The organism is Nocardia cyriacigeorgica (assembly GCF_005863245.1).
Classification (GTDB): Bacteria; Actinomycetota; Actinomycetes; order Mycobacteriales; family Mycobacteriaceae; genus Nocardia; species Nocardia cyriacigeorgica_C.
Window position 1 is genome coordinate 44,670 of sequence record NZ_VBUT01000017.1, and the last position, 17,042, is coordinate 61,711.

Consider the following 17,042-nt stretch of genomic DNA (forward strand, 5'->3'; position numbering starts at 1 on the left):
GCGACCGCACCGTGAGCCCCAGCACCCCAACGTGTTCGACACATCCGAGCACCGCCCCCGAACCCAAGGCGACCCGGAACCATGCCATGACTTCGTCACCGAAAACCGTTGCCGCGACGGCGTTGCTGCTGCCGGTGGTGTTGTTGGTGACGTTGCTGCTGCTGGTCGTGGGTGGCGCCCGGCAACCGGTGTCGTGTGCCGATCCGGTCACGGGGCATGCGCCGGGGGTTGCGGGCCCGACCGGGCAGACGGTGGCCGGGCTAACCGAACGCCAGTTGCAGCTGGCGCGTCAAGGCGTGGCGATCGGGTTGCAGCGCGGGATGCCGGAGGCGGTGATCATCGCCGAGCTGGCCGCCCAGATCACCGAATCCTCGCTACGCAACCTCGCCAACCCGAACGTGCCGGAATCACTGAACTATCCCAACGACGGGATCGGCACCGACCACGACTCGGTCGGCCCGCATCAGCTGCGGTTCAGCCTCCACGGCCAGCCCGGCATCGCCGCCCTTATGGACCCGAACTACCAAATCAACTGGTTCTACGACAAAGCCGAAGCCCTCGGCGCGGAGGCGGGGGCGTTGACCCCGGCCGAGCTGGCCCAGGAGATCGAACGCTCAGCACCCAATGCCTACGGCCGCCACATCGAACTGGCTCGCCAGTTGTATGCCATGTTCGCCGAACTCGACCCGGCCTCGATGCCCCGCACACCACCTGGCGCCCCCGCGGCAGGGTGCGGGGCCGGCAGCTCGCCATCGGGGCCGTTGCCGCCGGCGAGCTCGTTCGGGACGGCGGTGATCGAGGCCGCGTCGCGGTGGATCGGGACACCGTATGTGTGGGGCGGTGGCGATGTGCATGGCCCGACCGGTGGTGGTTTCGACTGCTCGGGGCTGACGTTGCATGCGATCTACCACGCGTCACAGGGGCGGATCCGGCTGCCGCACTACACCCAGGCCCAGCAAGATCACCCCACCGCCGAAGTGGTGCCGTTTGCGGCGCGCTCGCCGGGCGATCTGATCTTCTTCACCAGCGCGGGTGCAGCGGATTCCCATCATGTCGGGATCTACGTCGGGCGCGACGAGCAGGGACGCGACCTGCTGCTGCACGCCCCGACCAGCGGCCAAACCGTCACGATCGGCCTGCTGTCGGATTTCGACGGCGAACGCATGGACGTGCGCCGCTACCCCAAACCCACCCCCGACGGCGGCGGCGACCCACGCACCTGACCCCTGCGCCGCCGAACGCGCTGTTGCTGGAGGACCTGATGAACCCACCACCCGCTTTCCCGGACGAGGACCGGGGCGAGGTCACCCCGGAGATGGTGGTGCGTGTGCGTGCGGTCGAGCTGCGCCGCTGCACCACCACCCGGCAGCTGGACCGCATCGCCGTCCAGCACGGGTTCACCGACCCCCGCACCGTCGAACGGTTCCTGACCGCGCTGCTCGACATCGCCGGCATCGACTACGAAGGAATGCGACAAGCCGAAGCCCTCGACCGCACCCACCGCAGCCTCGGCCAGCTCGCCGATCGCGGACCCCGGATGCTGCTGTACTCGGCCGCCACCACCAACCAGTTCACCCTTCGCGCCGGCAACGGCCACGTCATCTGGCGCGACCACCACCCATCCGACACAGGCCCAGATATCGCAGCAGCGGAAGTCGCGGCGCGGCAGGCGATCTGGCTCGCCGGGCTCGCGCGCACCCACTGGGGTGCCGACGCCGCAACGTTGCGCCTGGTGCTCGCTGATGCCGACGGGGTGAACCGGCTCCTGCTGCATGCGGCGGCGCTGACGGCCGCGCTGGTGCTGGAGCTGACGGTGCAACCGGTCGATCATCCCGCCACCGGCGCCGCTACTGGTGGGCCGGTGTTCTGGTCGACCGCCGACCTCGCGGCCCTCATCGACCCGACCGGAGAACCACGATGAAAACCCACGCACTGCTCGTGCCCGCCACACTCCTGGCCGCCGCGCTCACCACCAGCGCCTGCACCACCGATCCGACAGCCGGTGCGGGCGAAACCCGGTGTGCCGCTGCGGCCTTCGATCCGCCATTCCAGGAGGTGGAGCCGTGTTCGGTCGAGGCGGTGCTGGTCGCGGCGACGACGACGATCTTCGACTACCGGCCGTTCGACCAACGTGATCAGCGCGCGGCGTTCCGCAGCGCCCGCCCGCTGATGACCCGCGAGTTCGCCACCCGCGCGGAGCAAGCCGCTCTGGCGTGGGCGCCGATCACCACCAGCCAATGGCAGCAGTGGGCCACGAACGCCACCGCGATCACCACCACAGTCAAAGTGGGCGCCGATGACCATCCGCCCGACACGGCGACCAGCGTCCGGCGGGTGTTGGCCGTCGAACTTCACCCGGCCGGGCAGGCACGGATCGCGTTCGCGGTGTACGCCCACGCCACCCGCCCGGCGGCTGGGCGGGGATGGTTGCTGGCGGATCTGGGGGTCCGGTCGTGAGCGGCGATCCGGTCGAGGAATCCAGCGTCGCCGTCCGCCAAGGTTTTGTGCAGGCCCTGCAGACCGCGCACACCACCGCGGCGCTGATGCAGCGGCGAGGCGGGGAATCGCGCAGCCGCGCCGAACACAACCAGCGGATGTCCAACGACGCCGCTCGCGCGAAGCGGTCACAGGCCGAGTATGAGATGCGGGTCCTGGATGCCATCGACAAGGCCTACCAGGGTCGCGAACTGCACGCCGCGCGGGTCGAGGAGGTCCACAAACGGATCGAGCAAGGCAGCGAACTGCACAAGAAGGACCTGGAATACAAGAAGGACCAGATCGAGCGAGGAAAGCAGGACCTGGATCGCCGCAACACCAGCGAGGTCCTCGAACGGGGTCGCCTAGACGACGTGCATGAGAAGAAGGTCGAGGGCTATCGGGCCCGTGAAGAACGTGCGGGAGAGCTTCACAAGCTCGATGTCAAGTACAAGGAGTTGTTGCTTGAAATTCGTCGCCGCGCCGCCGGGTTCAGCGACACCCTCACTGCGGCAGGAGAGGCGGGTGAGGCGATGGCGTCGGCGGCGGCGTTCGCCACCGCCCAGGCCGCCAGTGATCTGTCCGACACCCACCGCGACGCGGCCGCTGCCTTCACCGAACGCTTCGCCGAGGACACCGGCCTCGATCCTGGTGCCCTCATCGACGACACCGCCACCGACCTACCTCTATGGGAGCCGACCCCCGCCGACGCCGCGTTGCTCGACAACCTGAACGGGCTCACCGAGGAGTTGTCGATGGCCGCCCACCTCGACCACGGTGCAGCCGCCACCAGCCCGGCCCCCACCGCGCCGGGGCAGCTCATCGACGCCGTGATCGCCGCCGCCGCCGAGCCCGACCCGGCCGCCGACCTCGAACCCACCCCGGACCCTGAGGTCGAGACGGGCGCCGCCGTAGCCTCGACCCTGGAGCCGGAACCATGACCCCGGCCGCACTCGCCCACCCGCGAACGCGGCGCATACCGCGGGATGGTCGGCGATGGTGAACACTCCGACGCGGATCCAGGCGCATCTGCTGCGCGCGATCCAAAACATCAGCTACGACAACCACACTCGCCTCGAAGCCGCCCACCGCGACGGTCACACCACCCCACCGCCGGCGGTAGCCGAACACGTCGCGATCGGGGAACGCTCCCGCGAGGAGATCGATCGGACCGCGCTGGCGGTGGGTGTGCCGAAAACCTGGATCGACTACGTCCAAGCCGCCGGAGACCGGGGCGCGGCCTGGGATCCGGGCACGGGGATGCTGGCCCCGAACACGATCGAGCGCTCCACCCTGATCAGCGCGCTGGCCCGGGACGTGCGCTCGTTGCAGGACATGGCCGCGATTGCGGCCGCCTACACCCGCACCGTCGACGTCGACACCGACCGCAACGCCCGCCATCGCCGGATCATGGGCATGACCTGGCAGCGCCTCGGCGCCATCGGGCACGCCCTCGCGCTGACCGAGGACGACCGCCACCAGCTGTGGCAACGCGGTCCCCGGCGTTGGGCCACCGAAGCTGCCGCCGAGTCCTCCGAGCTGACCGTGGCGCAGCTGCGCGCGCGTTTCGAGCACACCAGCGGCGCTGACTTCACCGCCGCCGCGATGCCCACCATCGTGCTGCAAGCCGCCGGCATCACCGCCGACGACATCAGCGCCCAGATGCCGGTCACCCCGGACCGGATGGTCGAACTCGCCGCCGCCGCGCTCGACCAACAGACGAGCACGGAACCGGCATTGATCACCGACCCCGCCCACGCAACCCGACCCGGGCACGCCATCACCGCCACCCTCGCCGCCGCCGGTCTGACCGGTGACCAGCCGAATCCGGTGCCCGAATCGGAGCACCCACCCGAACCCACCAACACGGCAAGCGATTACGGCATCGACCCGGCGCCATGACCAAGACCTTGTCCCACACGAAAGTGAGAGAAACCGATGACGAGCCCGACACCCCACGACGGGTTATCGACGTGGAAGCTGCGGCTGCTGGCGCGCATCCAGAAGACCTCTGCCGACCATGCCCGGGTGCTGCGCAGCGGATACCCGGAATACCAGCGCCACTACGGCGCCGGCGACATCCCGATCCAGACCTGGCGCACCCATCTGCGCGCCATCGCTGCCGACCTGGAGGACATGACGGCGTACGCGGTAGCGGTGGATATCCCGCCCCGGGCCATCGATGAGGCCCTCGGGGCCGGTGCGCGGGGCGAACTTTGGGGCGATTCGGTGCATACGCCACCAGCATTGGCGCACGGGGAGACCGAGGTCTGGGCGCATATGGTCGACGGTGTCGCCTCCGACATCTGGCAGCTCGAACACATGGCAGCCCTCCGCGTGGAGCACACCGCGCGCGGACTCGACGCCCGCGTGAGCGCCGGGGAGATCGCCGACTTCGACGTCAACATGGAGGCCCTGTGGGCCCGGGCGAGGATGACCGCCGACGCCATCGAGCTGCCCGAGCGCGACCGCGCCGAGATCTGGGACCGCACCCGGGACGGTTGGCAGCGACTGGTCGAAACCACCCTGTTCGTATACAGCGACACCGAATTACATGAGCGGTGGCGCACGATGGCCTGGCCCGGCCTCGCCTTCGAAGCCCGCCGTGACCTCGACACCCTCACCGCCACCACCCTCGGGCATCCGCCCCCGACCCGCGAGCAGCTGATCACCCGCGCGAGCCAAGCGATCGCCGACGCCAACGCCAGCTACGCACCCCCACCGCTCGGCGAAACCATCGCCGCCTCCGTCGGGGACGACCTGGCCGCCCAGTGGGCCGACCCCGACCCAGGTCTCGCCGGCGAACCCATCGATCCCACACCGCGGACAGACCCGCCGGGGCACGAGCTGTGACCACATCCCTGTTCGAAACCGCAAGTACCAGAAAGGAGTCTGTGGCGATGACTGGTCCGCTGGCCGGTGTCGATCGGCTGCCCGGGTGGCAGCGGCGGCTGCTGAAGGGTGTGCAAGATCTGTCCTATGAGCATGTACGGGTACTGACGTACGAGTTCCCGACCTATTTCCCGGGGTCAGAGGGCGAGGACCTGCCGATGCGGATTTGGCGGGACCAGCTCGGCGACGTCCATTCCCAACGCATGCAGGCACGGCTGCGGGCCATCGATGCCGGGATCCCGCGCGAGACCGTGGACGCAGCAGCCGAGGCCGGCGCCTACGGCATCCGCTGGGCCGACAGCCCGCACGCCCCACCACCGTCGCAGCATCCAGAACTCGACCACATCATCGATCACCTGGCCTACGACGCCTACCGGCTCGAACAGATGGCGGCCATGCACGCCCGCCGCGCGACGATGCCCGGCCCGCTGCGCCCGCACCCGGCCGAGACCGGGCTGCCCGAACAAACGCGACGCAACATGATTGCGACCGCCCACCGCGCAGCGCTGTTCGCCCAGATCGCTGATCTGAGTGAGGGCGAGGCCGCCGCGTTCTGGGACCGCGATGAGTCGGCGTGGGATCGGGTGATCGGCACGTTGATGGAGAACGTCGGTGACTTCGCCGTCGTCGAAGGATGGCGCGCCGCGTCCTGGGGCCACATCGAAACCGCCCTGACCGGCGACATCCACACCTTGACCGACATGTATGGGCTGGCGAGCCCACCGCAATGGTGGCCGCCCGATCCCGACACGCTCCTCGCCCGCGCTGGCGCCGCCGTCGCCCGCTACCACGACCGGGTCGCCACGGGGACGGCGGTCGAGCACGATAGCGCACCCGAGGCGGCAACGGTCGTCGACGCGGCAGTGGTCATCGACGTGGAGCCGGGGATCGAGGCAGAGTCCGAGGCTGCGGCGCCGCCGGAGCAGCAGATCGACCCTGACCTGGGGTGGTGAGGCGCGAATGTCGGAGCCATGGCCGTCGGTCGAGGATTGGCTGGGGCAGCTGCTGCGGAGCATCCACATGCTGTCGGCCCAGTGCACGCGGCTTGTGGCCACACCCGTGGTGCCGGTCGGTGATCAGGAACTGGATGAGGAGCAGCAGGCGACCCACACAGAGGCGGTGAATGCGGTGGAGGGTTTGCTCGAGCAGACCGAGCAGACTGCGTTGTCGGCGGGAGTTCCGGCGGGGTGGATCGCGGACATGCGGGAACTCGGCGCCCGCGGTGCGCGGCCTGCACCCGCGCCGGAGCCGGGCTCGCCGGTGAGCGTGGTGCCGGTGCGTGATGCGGTGAGCCAACAGTTCTATGTCGAGATGCTGAGTGTGGATCTGTGGCACCTGGAGCGGATGGCCGGTTTGGCTGCCGCCCGCACCGACCGCCTCGCCACTGGCCGATGGAGTATCAGCACTGATCCCGACGCCGAAGGCCGGTTCGCCGAGGCGATGGCCCGTCGCTGGGAACGGGTCAACGCCCTGGCCCGCGCCGCTGAGCTCACGGATAGCGAGGCCGAAAGGTTGTGGGGCGCGGGCGCAGACGGCATCCGTCACTTCCACGCCGGGGCCGTGGGCACCTGGACGGAGGCCAGCCTGATGCAAGCCTGGAGCGACTACGCCCACAGCACACCGGATCTGGCGATCCCGCCCTACGTTCCCGCCGCCCCCGGTGCGGACGCGCAGGCGAGCACTCCGACCGCACCGACACCGCAGCAGATGATCGCCGCAGCATCGGCAGCGCTGCGATCGTCCTTCATCGACAACGCCATCACCGCCGCCACACACGACCATGCCGAGATCGCTTCCGAAGCGGGCGCCGCGAACTGGGACGCCAGCACCGACGTCGGTCCCGATCAGGTCAATCACGGCAGCGGGCCCGGACCGTGAGCTCATCGATACTGGAAGCAAAAGCCTCTCTGCACCAATAGTTTCCGTTCTCTTGTCGGCGCGTCGGTCACGGGTACTGACCGGATGAGCCGAACCTGATCTGCCGGGGACATCCACCGGCCGCCACCGCCTTTGCTCGGTCGCGGCAGCCGCCCTCCCACACCTTTTTGGAGGCGACGATGTCCACCACATCGACTTCTGCGGGCGATCTCGCCGCGACCGAGGCCGCCCTACGACACGATTTCACCCGCGCGCACAACCTGCGGATGATCGCCCCGCACGCGGAAAACCCTGAACAGACCCGCGCGTTCCTCGACCAAGCCGCTGCCCTGGCCGCGCACTGGACCCGCGACCCCGACTCCCGCGGGCTGTGGCATGAGCTCGAGGCCGCGGTGGGCGCGTGGGAAGCGCGCCCGGAAACGACCGCCGCCGCCTTCCGGCGCCTGTCGCAAACACACGCTGCCGGCGACCTCCCGATCGACGACCGGCAGTGGCGAACCCTGACCCAGGCCGCCGAGCTCACCGGCCACCACGAGCCCACGACCATCGGCTCCGGCCAGGACAGCGCTCGCTGGCGGCCACAGCCGAACACCGAGCTCGCCAGCAGTGCGAGTGTGCTCGATCGCGCCCTCGGAGGACGCGCGTCCGAACCGGTGAGCCTGGACGAGGTCGATGCGGTGATCGCCGCGACCAATCGACTGCTGGAACTCGAAGACAACCTCGGCGACCGCGACACCGGCGCCGACGAGCACGCCTCCCTCCTACCGCCCGAGCTGCGTCACGCCCCGGGCATCGTCGCCGAGGGCCGCCGCACCGCCGCGCTGGCACAGCTGCAGAATCTCACCGCCCAACATCAGCGGCTGGCAGGGGAGTGGGACGGACCTGCCGAGGAAGTCGACACCCTCGTCACCCGCCTGGACTCGCTCCTGGAGGCGGCCCGCACGGCCCGCCGCGACGCCGCCGAGGCCGGAGCCAACGCCACCGACATCGAAACCGCCTACCGAGCCGGTCGCGACGGCCACTACCGACAGCCGCACACCGGACACCAAACCACGGCCGCCGACGGCACCCAACCCGGACCGGCCGCTATCGCCGACGCCGACGGCACAGAGATCCGCGCCCTCGTCGACGCCGCTGTAGGCGGCGACACCGAACCGCAGGCATGGTCCGTCGAAGACGGCCCTGACACCGCGCCCGACCCGGCCCGGGCAGTGCGCGAGGCCGGAGCCACGCTATGAACCAGCCACCCACAGCACGTGCTTCCTTGCCGGTGGGGGTGTGGTCGTGATGGTCGGGCGCGAGTCACGCCGGCGCAGCCGACGAGGGCTCGGAGAGGAGACCACGCTCCTGGCGTCCGCGCTGGCGCTGGTGCTCATCGCCGGCGCGGCGTGGCTGGCGCTGGCGGCGGGGAATTGGGTCAGCGGGCAACCTGTCATCGGGCATCCGGTGCGGGCGCTGCTCGCCGTGTCCGCAGGGAGGCATCCGTGGCCGGTGGCGGCGACCGTCCTTTTCATCGGTCTGCTCGCGGGCGGGTTCGCAGCGGGTGTGGCGGTGTGGCAGCGGTATCGGGCCGGCAGCGAGATCGACGCGGCAGCGCGCACCATGCAGCCCCCGCACCTGATCACCATGGCGCGAGCCCGCGACAACCTCGCCACCAACCAGCGACTGCTGCGCGATGCCCCCGCACCCGTGCGGGCCATGCCGGGACCGCCGTTGGGGCGCACGGTGATCGGCGGGATCGAGTTGTTCGTGCCCGCCGAGCTGGGGGTCACGATCGCGGCCGGTACCCGCACCGGCAAGACGATGGCGTGGGCGGTTGCGGCGGTGCTGGGCGCGTGGGGTGCGTGCTTGGCGACCTCGAACAAACCCGACCTCTACCGCCACACCGTCTACGGTCGTGAACGCCGCGGCCGGGTGTGGTTGTGCGACCTGCAAGCGGTGACCGGGCAACCCGTGTGCGGGTTCTGGGTCAACCTCCTGACCCAGGTGACCGGCTTGCCGGCCGCACGCAAGCTGGCCGGCTTCTTCGTGTCCGGGTCGACGGGGTCGGCGTCGCAGGCGGCCAATGCGAAGGTCGACTCGTATTTCGATGGCGGCGCCCAAGAGCTGTTGGCGTTGTATGTGTTTGCTGCCGCGTGCGCGGGTGGGGATTTGCTGCATGTGGCCGAATGGCTCGGCCGCGACCAGGACGAAACTCCGGCGCTGATCCTGCGCGCCCACGGCCACACCCGCCCGGCCGAACGGATTGTGGAGTGCCAGGGCCTGTATGCCCGCCAACGCGACGGCCTCTACGACATGGCGCGCCGTTTCCTCAACGTGCTCTCCGACCCCGGCTACGCGCGAATGGTCACCCCGCCCCAGCGGCTGCAGATCAAGGTCCGCGAAGCGAGCGCGGCCGAACGCGCACTGGGCGCGAAGAAGATCGTCGTCTATACCGCTGAACTGGAATCAACGCACCAGTTGCCGGAATTCGTGCCCAGCGAGTTCGTCACCTCGTCGGACACCCTGTATGCGTTGTCGATGGCCGGCCCGGACGGCGCCACCCCGCTGACGTCTGCTCTGGTGGGTCAGATTCTGGAGGCGGGGTTGGCGGTGGCGCGAGCCCGGCCGGATGGCCGGTTGGCGGTGCCGTTGTTGGGGGTGCTCGATGAGGCCGCCAACTGTGCCCGCATCGGTGAGCTGCCCTCCTACTACACTTACGCCGGAGGCTGCGGCATCGTGCTGATGACGATCCTGCAGGTCCTCGAACAGGGCGAAGACCTATGGGGCGCCAACGGTTTGGCGACCATGCGCGCGCAGTCGATCGAGGTATACGGCGGCGGCATCGCCGCCACCGGCTACCTCGAGCATTGGGTCGCGATGGCCGGCGCCCACGAAGTCGCCGACCGCTCCCGCAGCCGCGGCGCCGGCGGCACCAACCGCACCCTGACCTGGCGCACCGAACCCATCCTCGACGTCGCCATCCTCGCCGCACTACCGAAAAACAGGGCGCTGGTACGACTTCCAAACCACGGCCCCGTCGTCGTCGAAAAACTATGGTGGTCCGACACCGAACACGCGCCCCTGGTGCGCGCATCCCTGGACCGCTTCGACAAAGCCCCCCAACCACTCCCCGGCCTCGACACGACCGACCAAGCCCATGGGGAGGGGGAGCCGTCATGACCGCCCCATCGGGTTCGGGTGCCGCCGCGTCGACGGGGAAGGCGCCGAAGCCGCCACAGTACCGGCATTTCACCGACTTCGTCACGACCTGGCTGCTGCCGACGATCAACGTGCGCCTCGCCGAAGCCAACCGCGAGAACACCTACACCTGGTGTGAGCGGTGGTGGGCGCACCGCGCGGTCGCGGTGCGGTTCGCGCACCTGCACAACGCGTTCGAGGCCCAACGCCGCTCCAATACCGGCAGCGGCCTGAGTACCTTCCTGCTCTCCCACGTCGACGGGCACATGAAGGTGATCCTCGACGCCGCCAATGGCCCCCTGCACCGCTGCACCCGCCGAGAACACGTCAGCACCGCATCATTACCGTTCGACCCGGTCCCGCCCGGATGGTTCGGCCCACCCAAACCGCCCACGCCCGAACAGAACCCGACCGGCGATGGCGGCGAGGGCGCCAAAGGGGCGAAGAAGACCCCGCCCCGGTTCGCGCACTATTCGCAGTTCGCGGAGAAGTGGCTGCTGCCGGTGACCTCGGTGCGGATCGCGGCCAATCAGCGCGAGGGCCAGTACACGTGGTGTCGGCAGTGGTGGCGCCACCAGGCGGTGGTGGTGCGGTTGGCGGCGGTGCACCGGGTGTTCGAGGCCGCGCTGCGCGCCGACGACAAATCCGCGATGAGCACGCTGTTCGTCCGCCACATCGACCCGCACATGCGCTACATCCTCGACGCCGCCAACGGCCCGCTCTACCGCTGCACCCCCGACGACCACCTCGACACCCCCGGCCTCCCCACCGCCGCGGTACCGGACAACTGGTTCGGCGTCACCGGCGCCACCACGCCGATCGAGCGACTGGGATTCGGCCCCGCCTACAGCAAACTGCGCCAACCCGCTGACACCGAGGGGGAGTCATGACGATCGCACCCACCCGTCTCCAGGCCCGGCTGTTGCAGATGCTGCAGAACGAAACCGTCGCCGGCGCCGAGGCGCTGAGCACTGCCGACGAGCACTACCACCGCACCGGCGCCCGCCCCGACCAGACATGGTTCGACGACCACGAACAGCGGATGCTGTTGCGGCAGGCACTCGAAGGCGCCGCGCACGCGGCCGGCATCCCACGCGCATGGCTCGACCACGTCCGCGAACGCGGCGACCGCGGCCTGCGCTGGCAAGCCGACCTGTCGCTGCGCGAACCCGAACAACCCGACTGGGACACCGTCCTCGGTGACCTCGTCGCCGACGTCGCCCGCCTCCGGGACTGGTCGGCCCTGGCCGCCCTGCACCCGCACACACACGACCTGCCCGAGACCGACCCGCGTACCCGCCTGGCCCGCAACCTCAGCGCCTTGTTCACCAGGACCGCTGGCGTGGTCAACCTCCTCGGCGTCGACGACACCATCGCCGCAGACCTGTGGGGCACCCACGCCGACCTCGTCGAATCCGGTGCCCAACATCTCACCGGCATCGATGCCCCCGAAGTCCACCGCCGCCTACACGCGGCCGCCAATTCCGACACCGGCACCTACCTGCTCCAAGCCCAAGTCCTCGAAATCACCCGCATCCCCACCAACACCGCCCCTGGCCTGCCACCACCACGCCAACTCGGCACCGACATCATCACCGCCCTCGGCGCCGACGCATCCCAACCCGCACAACTCAGCACCCCGACCGTCACCCTCGACAACGCGGCCGACCCTCCGGAGCTGAGGGCAGAGTCGCCAATCTTCCGGGCCGCCACACACGGCGACACCACCGGTGCCGCGCCGGTGAATTTCCCAGGCTCGGTGGGTGCTCCGGCGTTCAGTGACCCTCCCCGGGCCGATCAGGGCGCGGCGATCGAGGCCGCGGTCGCCGCCGCCGCTCCGGATGCCGATGCAGCGCTGTGGTTCAGCCACGCCGACGATCCGACACACCTGCCGCAACCGCACCCGGATACCGGCCAGGAGGTGGCGCCATGAGCACGCCCAAGCGCGGACCACGCCTGCGGGAACTGCCCGCCGCCCAGGCAGATGCCCTGCGCGCGCTCTACGACCACACCGTCACCGTAACCCGGCTTCGCGCCACCACACCCACATCTCCCGCCGGTGTCCATCCGCATCTGGATGTCGCCGAACGCGAACGAGCCCTGGCCGAGATCGCAGCCCGCAGCACCGGCCTGCCCGAGATCTGGATCCAACACACCCGCCACCTCGCCGGCACCGGCCAGCCCTGGCACCTCGACCACCACCTACCACCAGCACCAGCACGACGGCCACAACGGCGCACCCGCACACGCGTGAACGATGACCTCGAGCGACTCCGCGAGATGGCCGTCCTGATCGCGGTGCGCGAGCACCGCGACCCATCCGCCCAGGCCGCCGGGGCGTCGCAAGTCGGTGGGCAACAACTGCGCCGCAACATGAACGCGCTGCGGACTCGCGCACTGGCCACCGCCGCCGCAATCGGCCTTGACCTCGAACACCTCGCCATCTCCGCCGCCCAGCTCGCCCACACCTGCACCCAGCTGCTCGCGGCCGCCGACGCCGACCTCGACGCCCTCTGGCACACCCACACCCGAGACACCATCGCCGCCGACGTCCGCAACTCCCTGCGCAACCTGCGCCGCCACCACCCCAACCTGCACCTCGACGACGCAGCCATCGCTCGCCCCTCACAGCTGATCGCACGCGCCCACACGCTCATCGCGACGTCCGGGGCCGACCCTGACGGCCGGGCCATGGAGAACGCGATCACCGCCGCGGTCGGTGTCGGCGAAGCCCCATCGACTGCACCGGACCCCGATCTGGTTACCGCACTTGCCGAGGAAACGCCCGGCGCGGTCGCGTCGGCTGACCACGACCACGGCCCATCCCCGTGACCAGTCACCGCCACGCAGACCGGCCACCCCATTCCCAATCCTTTTACGCGACTTGGAGAGTCGACCATGACCCTTGCATTAGACCGCTACGCCCGTGCCGCCGCCCTGCATCAGCATCGCTTCGGGGAGCACCGCCTCACGTACCTGCCCGACGGCGTCGCCTACCTCGACCCCCGTGCCTGGTTCCCCGCCGCCACCGACGAGATCTGGGACGCGCACGCACATCTGATCAACCCCGATGGCTGGCTCGTCGCCAGCGTCGGCGCCCTCCTGGTCGAATACCGCGACCACACCCTGCTCATCGACGCCGGCTTCGGGCCCATGGCCCTCCCCACCCCCTTCGGGCTGATCCGCGGCGGCGAACTGCTCCGCAGCCTCGACGCCGCCGGCAAACACCCCGACGACATCGACGCGATCGCCCTGACCCACCTGCACCTCGACCACATCGGCTGGCTCTGGCAACCCAGCAGCCCGTTCACCAACACCCCGGTCCTGGTCGGCGACACCGAATGGCACCACCGCCACCTCGCCACCACCGACGGCATCACCCCCGAAATCCTCGACACCTTCGCCGACCGCGTCCGCACCATCACCGACCACCAACAGGTCGCCCCCGGCATCCACGCCACCACCACACCCGGCCACAGCCTCGGCCACCTCACCTACACCCTCACCGCCACCCGACACCGCGTCATCGCCTTCGGCGACGCACTACAAACACCCCTACAAGTCCGCCACCCCGAACTCACCGCCGCCCTCGACGACGACCCCGACGCCTCCCGCACCACCGCCCGCCGACTCGTCGACGACCTCAGCACCCCCGGCACCCTCGGCTTCGGAATCCACTTCGCCGACACCCAACTCGGCCACGTCACCACCACCCCCACCGGCACTAGAACCTGGCAACCCACCTAACCAGCCACGCAGCCGCACCGCGCAAGACCGGCCGACCTCGGCACAACCTCTTCACAGAACGGAACATGCATGACCATCACCACCGACACCCGACCCGCATCGAAACTGCTGAACCGCATCGACGGCGTCGGCGACATCATCACGAACTCTCAACCCGAGGCCCTTCGCTTACGCCGGGCCACCGACCATGTCGTCGACGCCCTCGAGACCACCGGCGTGACCCGCATGACCTGGCCTCGGGAGCAGGGAGGTGCCCAGCTGGGCCTGCTCGACCAGCATGCGATCCTCACTGAAATCGGCCGCCACGACGGCTCAACCGCCTGGCTCACCGCCATCTGGGCCGCCACCCCATGGATGATCCGGCTCTTCGGCGAGGAAGTGTTCGATGAATACCTCACCAGCGCCAACACCCGCGCTGGCGGGGTGTTCTCGATCACCGGCACCGCCACCCCAACCACCGGCGGCTACACCGTCACCGGACGGTGGCCGTTCTGCTCCGGCCAACACCACTCCGGGTGGATGATCGTGCCCGCCCACTCCGACCACGACGGCCACCCGCTGGCCCTGCTGGTGCCGCGCACCGCGTTCGATCTCGCGGGGGAGTGGACGATGAGCGGACTGGTCGGCACCGGGTCGAACGCCCTCTCACTCACCAACGCCTTCATCCCGCAACGGCATACGATCCCGTTCCATCACATCCTCGACGGCATCGGCCGCGACTACACCCCCGACCCCTACTGGCGCCAGCCACTCGTGCCGATCATCAGCGCGCTGTCGGCCGGACCCGCCATCGGCATGGCCACCACCGCCCTCACCGACCTCATCACCCGACCCGGCATCACCTACTCACCGCACACCAAACAATCCGAAGCCCCGATCACCGCATTCCAGCTCGCCGAAGCCCAAGCCCTGCTGGACACCGCCGACTACTTCGGCCGCCGCCTCGCCTCCACCGTGGACGAGCACATCGCCGCTGACACGCCCTGGGATACCGCCACCCGGGTGCGCAGCCGCTTCGACGCCGCCCGCGCCATCGCCCTCTGCCGCCAGGTCTGCGACATAATCGACAAAGCCTCCGGCGCCACCGCCGACCAACACGGCACCCGACTGACCACCATCTTCGACGACATCCGAGCCTTGACGGTCCACTCATTCCTACTCGCCAGCAGCGCCGAAGAACAATACGGACGGATCCTGGCTGGGCTGGATCCCAATTACCCCATCTACTGACCGAACGCCCAGGAGAATTGTAGTCGACCCGACGATGGCCTCCTATGTAACAAAAGCATGTCCTCGGACGAAGCAGAGTGCTGCAATCACCGGTCTACGAAGAGCAGTGGCAGGCAGAAGGGGCCGCCGGCTTACCGGCGGTCTCGCCTCCCTCCTTGCAAGGCCAGGTCGTTGTCGATAGGCGATTCCGAGGCTTGGAACGGAGCCCTCACTTCCCAAACGACGCCTTGAACTCGGGGCAATACGCCTCGATACCCAGTGCGACCAAAAGACCCGCGTCGTCCTGGCTCAGTTTTGTCTTGATCTGGACTTTCTGCACTATCCGAGCAACCTCGAACGGATCGAGATTCGCTGGGTCATCTGTGGATGCGTCCAGGTCAGCGCATGAATTCTTAGCTTGCAGTTGCGCCTGGTCCGGGTCGATGTCAAGGTTCTGCTCGGAGACAGCCTTGTCGAACCGCTCATCGCTGGACTGGGTATCGCTGCCATCACCGCATCCCACGGCGAAGGCTACTAGCGCGATGACGTTGAGGGCTACGACGCACAACGGCCTGTAGATCGGGTGTCTGTTCATCATGTTTCTCGGATCGTATTTTTCAGAAGAGAGCCCGGACCGCTCTCCTTAGGGCGCGCCGAGATCGGAGCGAAGAGAAGTCCATCACGAGCTCCGTGCATTTCGCAGTAGTGTCCCGCTCATACTGTTGAGTCGCGGGCATTCCCGCCGCCGTTACGCAGCGCCTGTCGGGTGGACGAGTCGTGATATCGGTGCGTTGAGCTATCCAGTCAATTTCAGTCCCAGGGCATTTCTTGTTGCAGGGCGGAATTGCTTTCGGGAGACAACCCCAACGGCGCTGCCCGAGCACGATGCCCGGTTCCGACCGTTGATCGTGGCCCTGTGGTCTGAAAGTTGTAGGTGCCTCGATCGACCCCCGGTGACGGGTAATTCCACGCACCGACGAGTGTCGCGAGTTTGGTCTAGGCATTACGGACTTCTAATCCGTTGCCGTGCGGGCGATCAAGAGTAGATTCGCGAGTACCTGCGTAGCTGCGACTCCATCTACGAGTTCGATCCCGGGGGGGTCCGGACACAGTTGCGCGATCGGGTGGGCGGTGGGGAAGCCTTCGAGGTGGTCTTCGTTTGTAGCTGCGATTCGCTGATTGGCGTCGATGCCTATCCGGCGCGGTGGGTCTGTACCGGTGTCGCGGTGAACTCGAGCGCGTGTAGCCGGTCGCGCAGCTCGAGGTACAGCGGGGCGGTGAGCGAGTTGCCCGAGTCGGCAAGGACGTCGAACAGGAACAGTCGCACAGACCCGCGGCGATGAGCTGTCTGCTCGGCCGCGCACGACATGCATCCGCTGTTGCAGCAAGTCCGTAAACGCGCCCCGGTCGAGGCCTGGGCGATGATCGCGCCGTCGAGGATCAGCTCGCGGCCGTCGGCCAGCTCGGTGAGGGTGGCGGCAAGCTCGAGGTAGGAGCTGGTGATCTGGCGCCGGTTGCAGCCGTAGAGGTGCCCTCTGATCACGCTGACTGGGCAATCGAAATGAAAGTGGGATGCGGCCGCGCGGTCGCCATCTGCGACCCCGACAGCTGCCACCACGAGCGCAGTTTAGCGTGAGCAAACCCGCGAAAGTGTGCAATCA

Annotated in this window: 17 protein-coding genes; 15 read left to right on the forward strand and 2 right to left on the reverse strand. The window is 68.7% G+C overall.

Annotated elements, in window-relative coordinates; all coding sequences use genetic code 11:
- Nucleotides 1–86: 86 nt before the first annotated feature.
- From FEK34_RS29240 to FEK34_RS29310, 15 genes are all read left to right on the forward strand, one after another.
- Nucleotides 87–1,223, forward strand: a complete 1,137-nt coding sequence (locus FEK34_RS29240) for a C40 family peptidase (protein WP_249359720.1) — start codon at nt 87–89, stop codon at nt 1,221–1,223.
- 38 nt (nt 1,224–1,261) lie between these two features.
- The gene (locus tag FEK34_RS29245; RefSeq protein WP_138453178.1) at nt 1,262–1,921 is read left to right on the forward strand and encodes a hypothetical protein; all 660 of its coding nucleotides are present in this window, start codon (nt 1,262–1,264) and stop codon (nt 1,919–1,921) included.
- Nucleotides 1,918–2,457, forward strand: a complete 540-nt coding sequence (locus FEK34_RS29250) for a hypothetical protein (RefSeq protein WP_138453180.1) — start codon at nt 1,918–1,920, stop codon at nt 2,455–2,457. The genes FEK34_RS29245 and FEK34_RS29250 overlap by 4 nt, the downstream gene beginning before the upstream one ends.
- Nucleotides 2,454–3,416 (forward strand): hypothetical protein, encoded by a 963-nt coding sequence (locus FEK34_RS29255; RefSeq protein WP_138453181.1) that lies wholly within the window; start codon nt 2,454–2,456, stop codon nt 3,414–3,416. The genes FEK34_RS29250 and FEK34_RS29255 overlap by 4 nt, the downstream gene beginning before the upstream one ends.
- 55 nt (nt 3,417–3,471) lie before the next feature.
- Nucleotides 3,472–4,377 (forward strand): hypothetical protein, encoded by a 906-nt coding sequence (locus tag FEK34_RS29260; protein ID WP_138453183.1) that lies wholly within the window; start codon nt 3,472–3,474, stop codon nt 4,375–4,377.
- Between the two features lie 36 nt (nt 4,378–4,413).
- Complete coding sequence (locus tag FEK34_RS29265; protein WP_138453185.1) at nt 4,414–5,328, forward strand: hypothetical protein; 915 nt, start codon at nt 4,414–4,416, stop codon at nt 5,326–5,328.
- 47 nt (nt 5,329–5,375) lie between these two features.
- The gene (locus tag FEK34_RS29270) at nt 5,376–6,320 is read left to right on the forward strand and encodes a hypothetical protein (RefSeq protein WP_138453186.1); all 945 of its coding nucleotides are present in this window, start codon (nt 5,376–5,378) and stop codon (nt 6,318–6,320) included.
- A 7-nt stretch (nt 6,321–6,327) separates the two neighbouring features.
- Entirely contained in the window at nt 6,328–7,245 is a 918-nt protein-coding gene (locus FEK34_RS29275) for a hypothetical protein (RefSeq protein WP_138453188.1), read from the forward strand.
- Nucleotides 7,246–7,424: 179 nt separating this feature from the next.
- A complete protein-coding gene (locus tag FEK34_RS29280) occupies nt 7,425–8,483 on the forward strand; it encodes a hypothetical protein (protein WP_138453190.1) in 1,059 nt (352 codons plus the stop codon).
- A gap of 49 nt (nt 8,484–8,532) precedes the next feature.
- Nucleotides 8,533–10,407, forward strand: a complete 1,875-nt coding sequence (locus FEK34_RS29285) for a type IV secretory system conjugative DNA transfer family protein (protein WP_171048471.1) — start codon at nt 8,533–8,535, stop codon at nt 10,405–10,407.
- Nucleotides 10,404–11,315 (forward strand): DUF4913 domain-containing protein, encoded by a 912-nt coding sequence (locus FEK34_RS29290; RefSeq protein ID WP_171048472.1) that lies wholly within the window; start codon nt 10,404–10,406, stop codon nt 11,313–11,315. Before FEK34_RS29285 ends, FEK34_RS29290 begins: the two co-directional genes overlap by 4 nt.
- A complete protein-coding gene (locus FEK34_RS29295; RefSeq protein ID WP_138453195.1) occupies nt 11,312–12,358 on the forward strand; it encodes a hypothetical protein in 1,047 nt (348 codons plus the stop codon). The genes FEK34_RS29290 and FEK34_RS29295 overlap by 4 nt, the downstream gene beginning before the upstream one ends.
- On the forward strand, nt 12,355–13,257 hold the full coding sequence (locus FEK34_RS30305) for a hypothetical protein (RefSeq protein WP_171048473.1): 903 nt from the start codon (nt 12,355–12,357) through the stop codon (nt 13,255–13,257). The genes FEK34_RS29295 and FEK34_RS30305 overlap by 4 nt, the downstream gene beginning before the upstream one ends.
- A 66-nt stretch (nt 13,258–13,323) precedes the next feature.
- Nucleotides 13,324–14,172, forward strand: a complete 849-nt coding sequence (locus tag FEK34_RS29305) for an MBL fold metallo-hydrolase (protein ID WP_138453199.1) — start codon at nt 13,324–13,326, stop codon at nt 14,170–14,172.
- A gap of 69 nt (nt 14,173–14,241) precedes the next feature.
- Nucleotides 14,242–15,402 carry an acyl-CoA dehydrogenase family protein gene (locus tag FEK34_RS29310; protein ID WP_138453201.1) on the forward strand — a complete coding sequence of 387 codons (1,161 nt, stop codon included), beginning with the start codon at nt 14,242–14,244 and terminating at the stop codon, nt 15,400–15,402.
- Nucleotides 15,403–15,610: 208 nt separating this feature from the next.
- On the opposite strand, the gene FEK34_RS29315 is transcribed toward FEK34_RS29310, so the two are convergent.
- Both FEK34_RS29315 and FEK34_RS29320 read right to left on the reverse strand, forming a co-directional pair.
- Nucleotides 15,611–15,979 carry a DUF732 domain-containing protein gene (locus tag FEK34_RS29315; protein WP_138453203.1) on the reverse strand — a complete coding sequence of 123 codons (369 nt, stop codon included), beginning with the start codon at nt 15,977–15,979 and terminating at the stop codon, nt 15,611–15,613.
- Between the two features lie 594 nt (nt 15,980–16,573).
- On the reverse strand, nt 16,574–16,924 hold the full coding sequence (locus FEK34_RS29320) for a hypothetical protein (RefSeq protein WP_138453205.1): 351 nt from the start codon (nt 16,922–16,924) through the stop codon (nt 16,574–16,576).
- Nucleotides 16,925–17,042 lie beyond the last annotated feature (118 nt).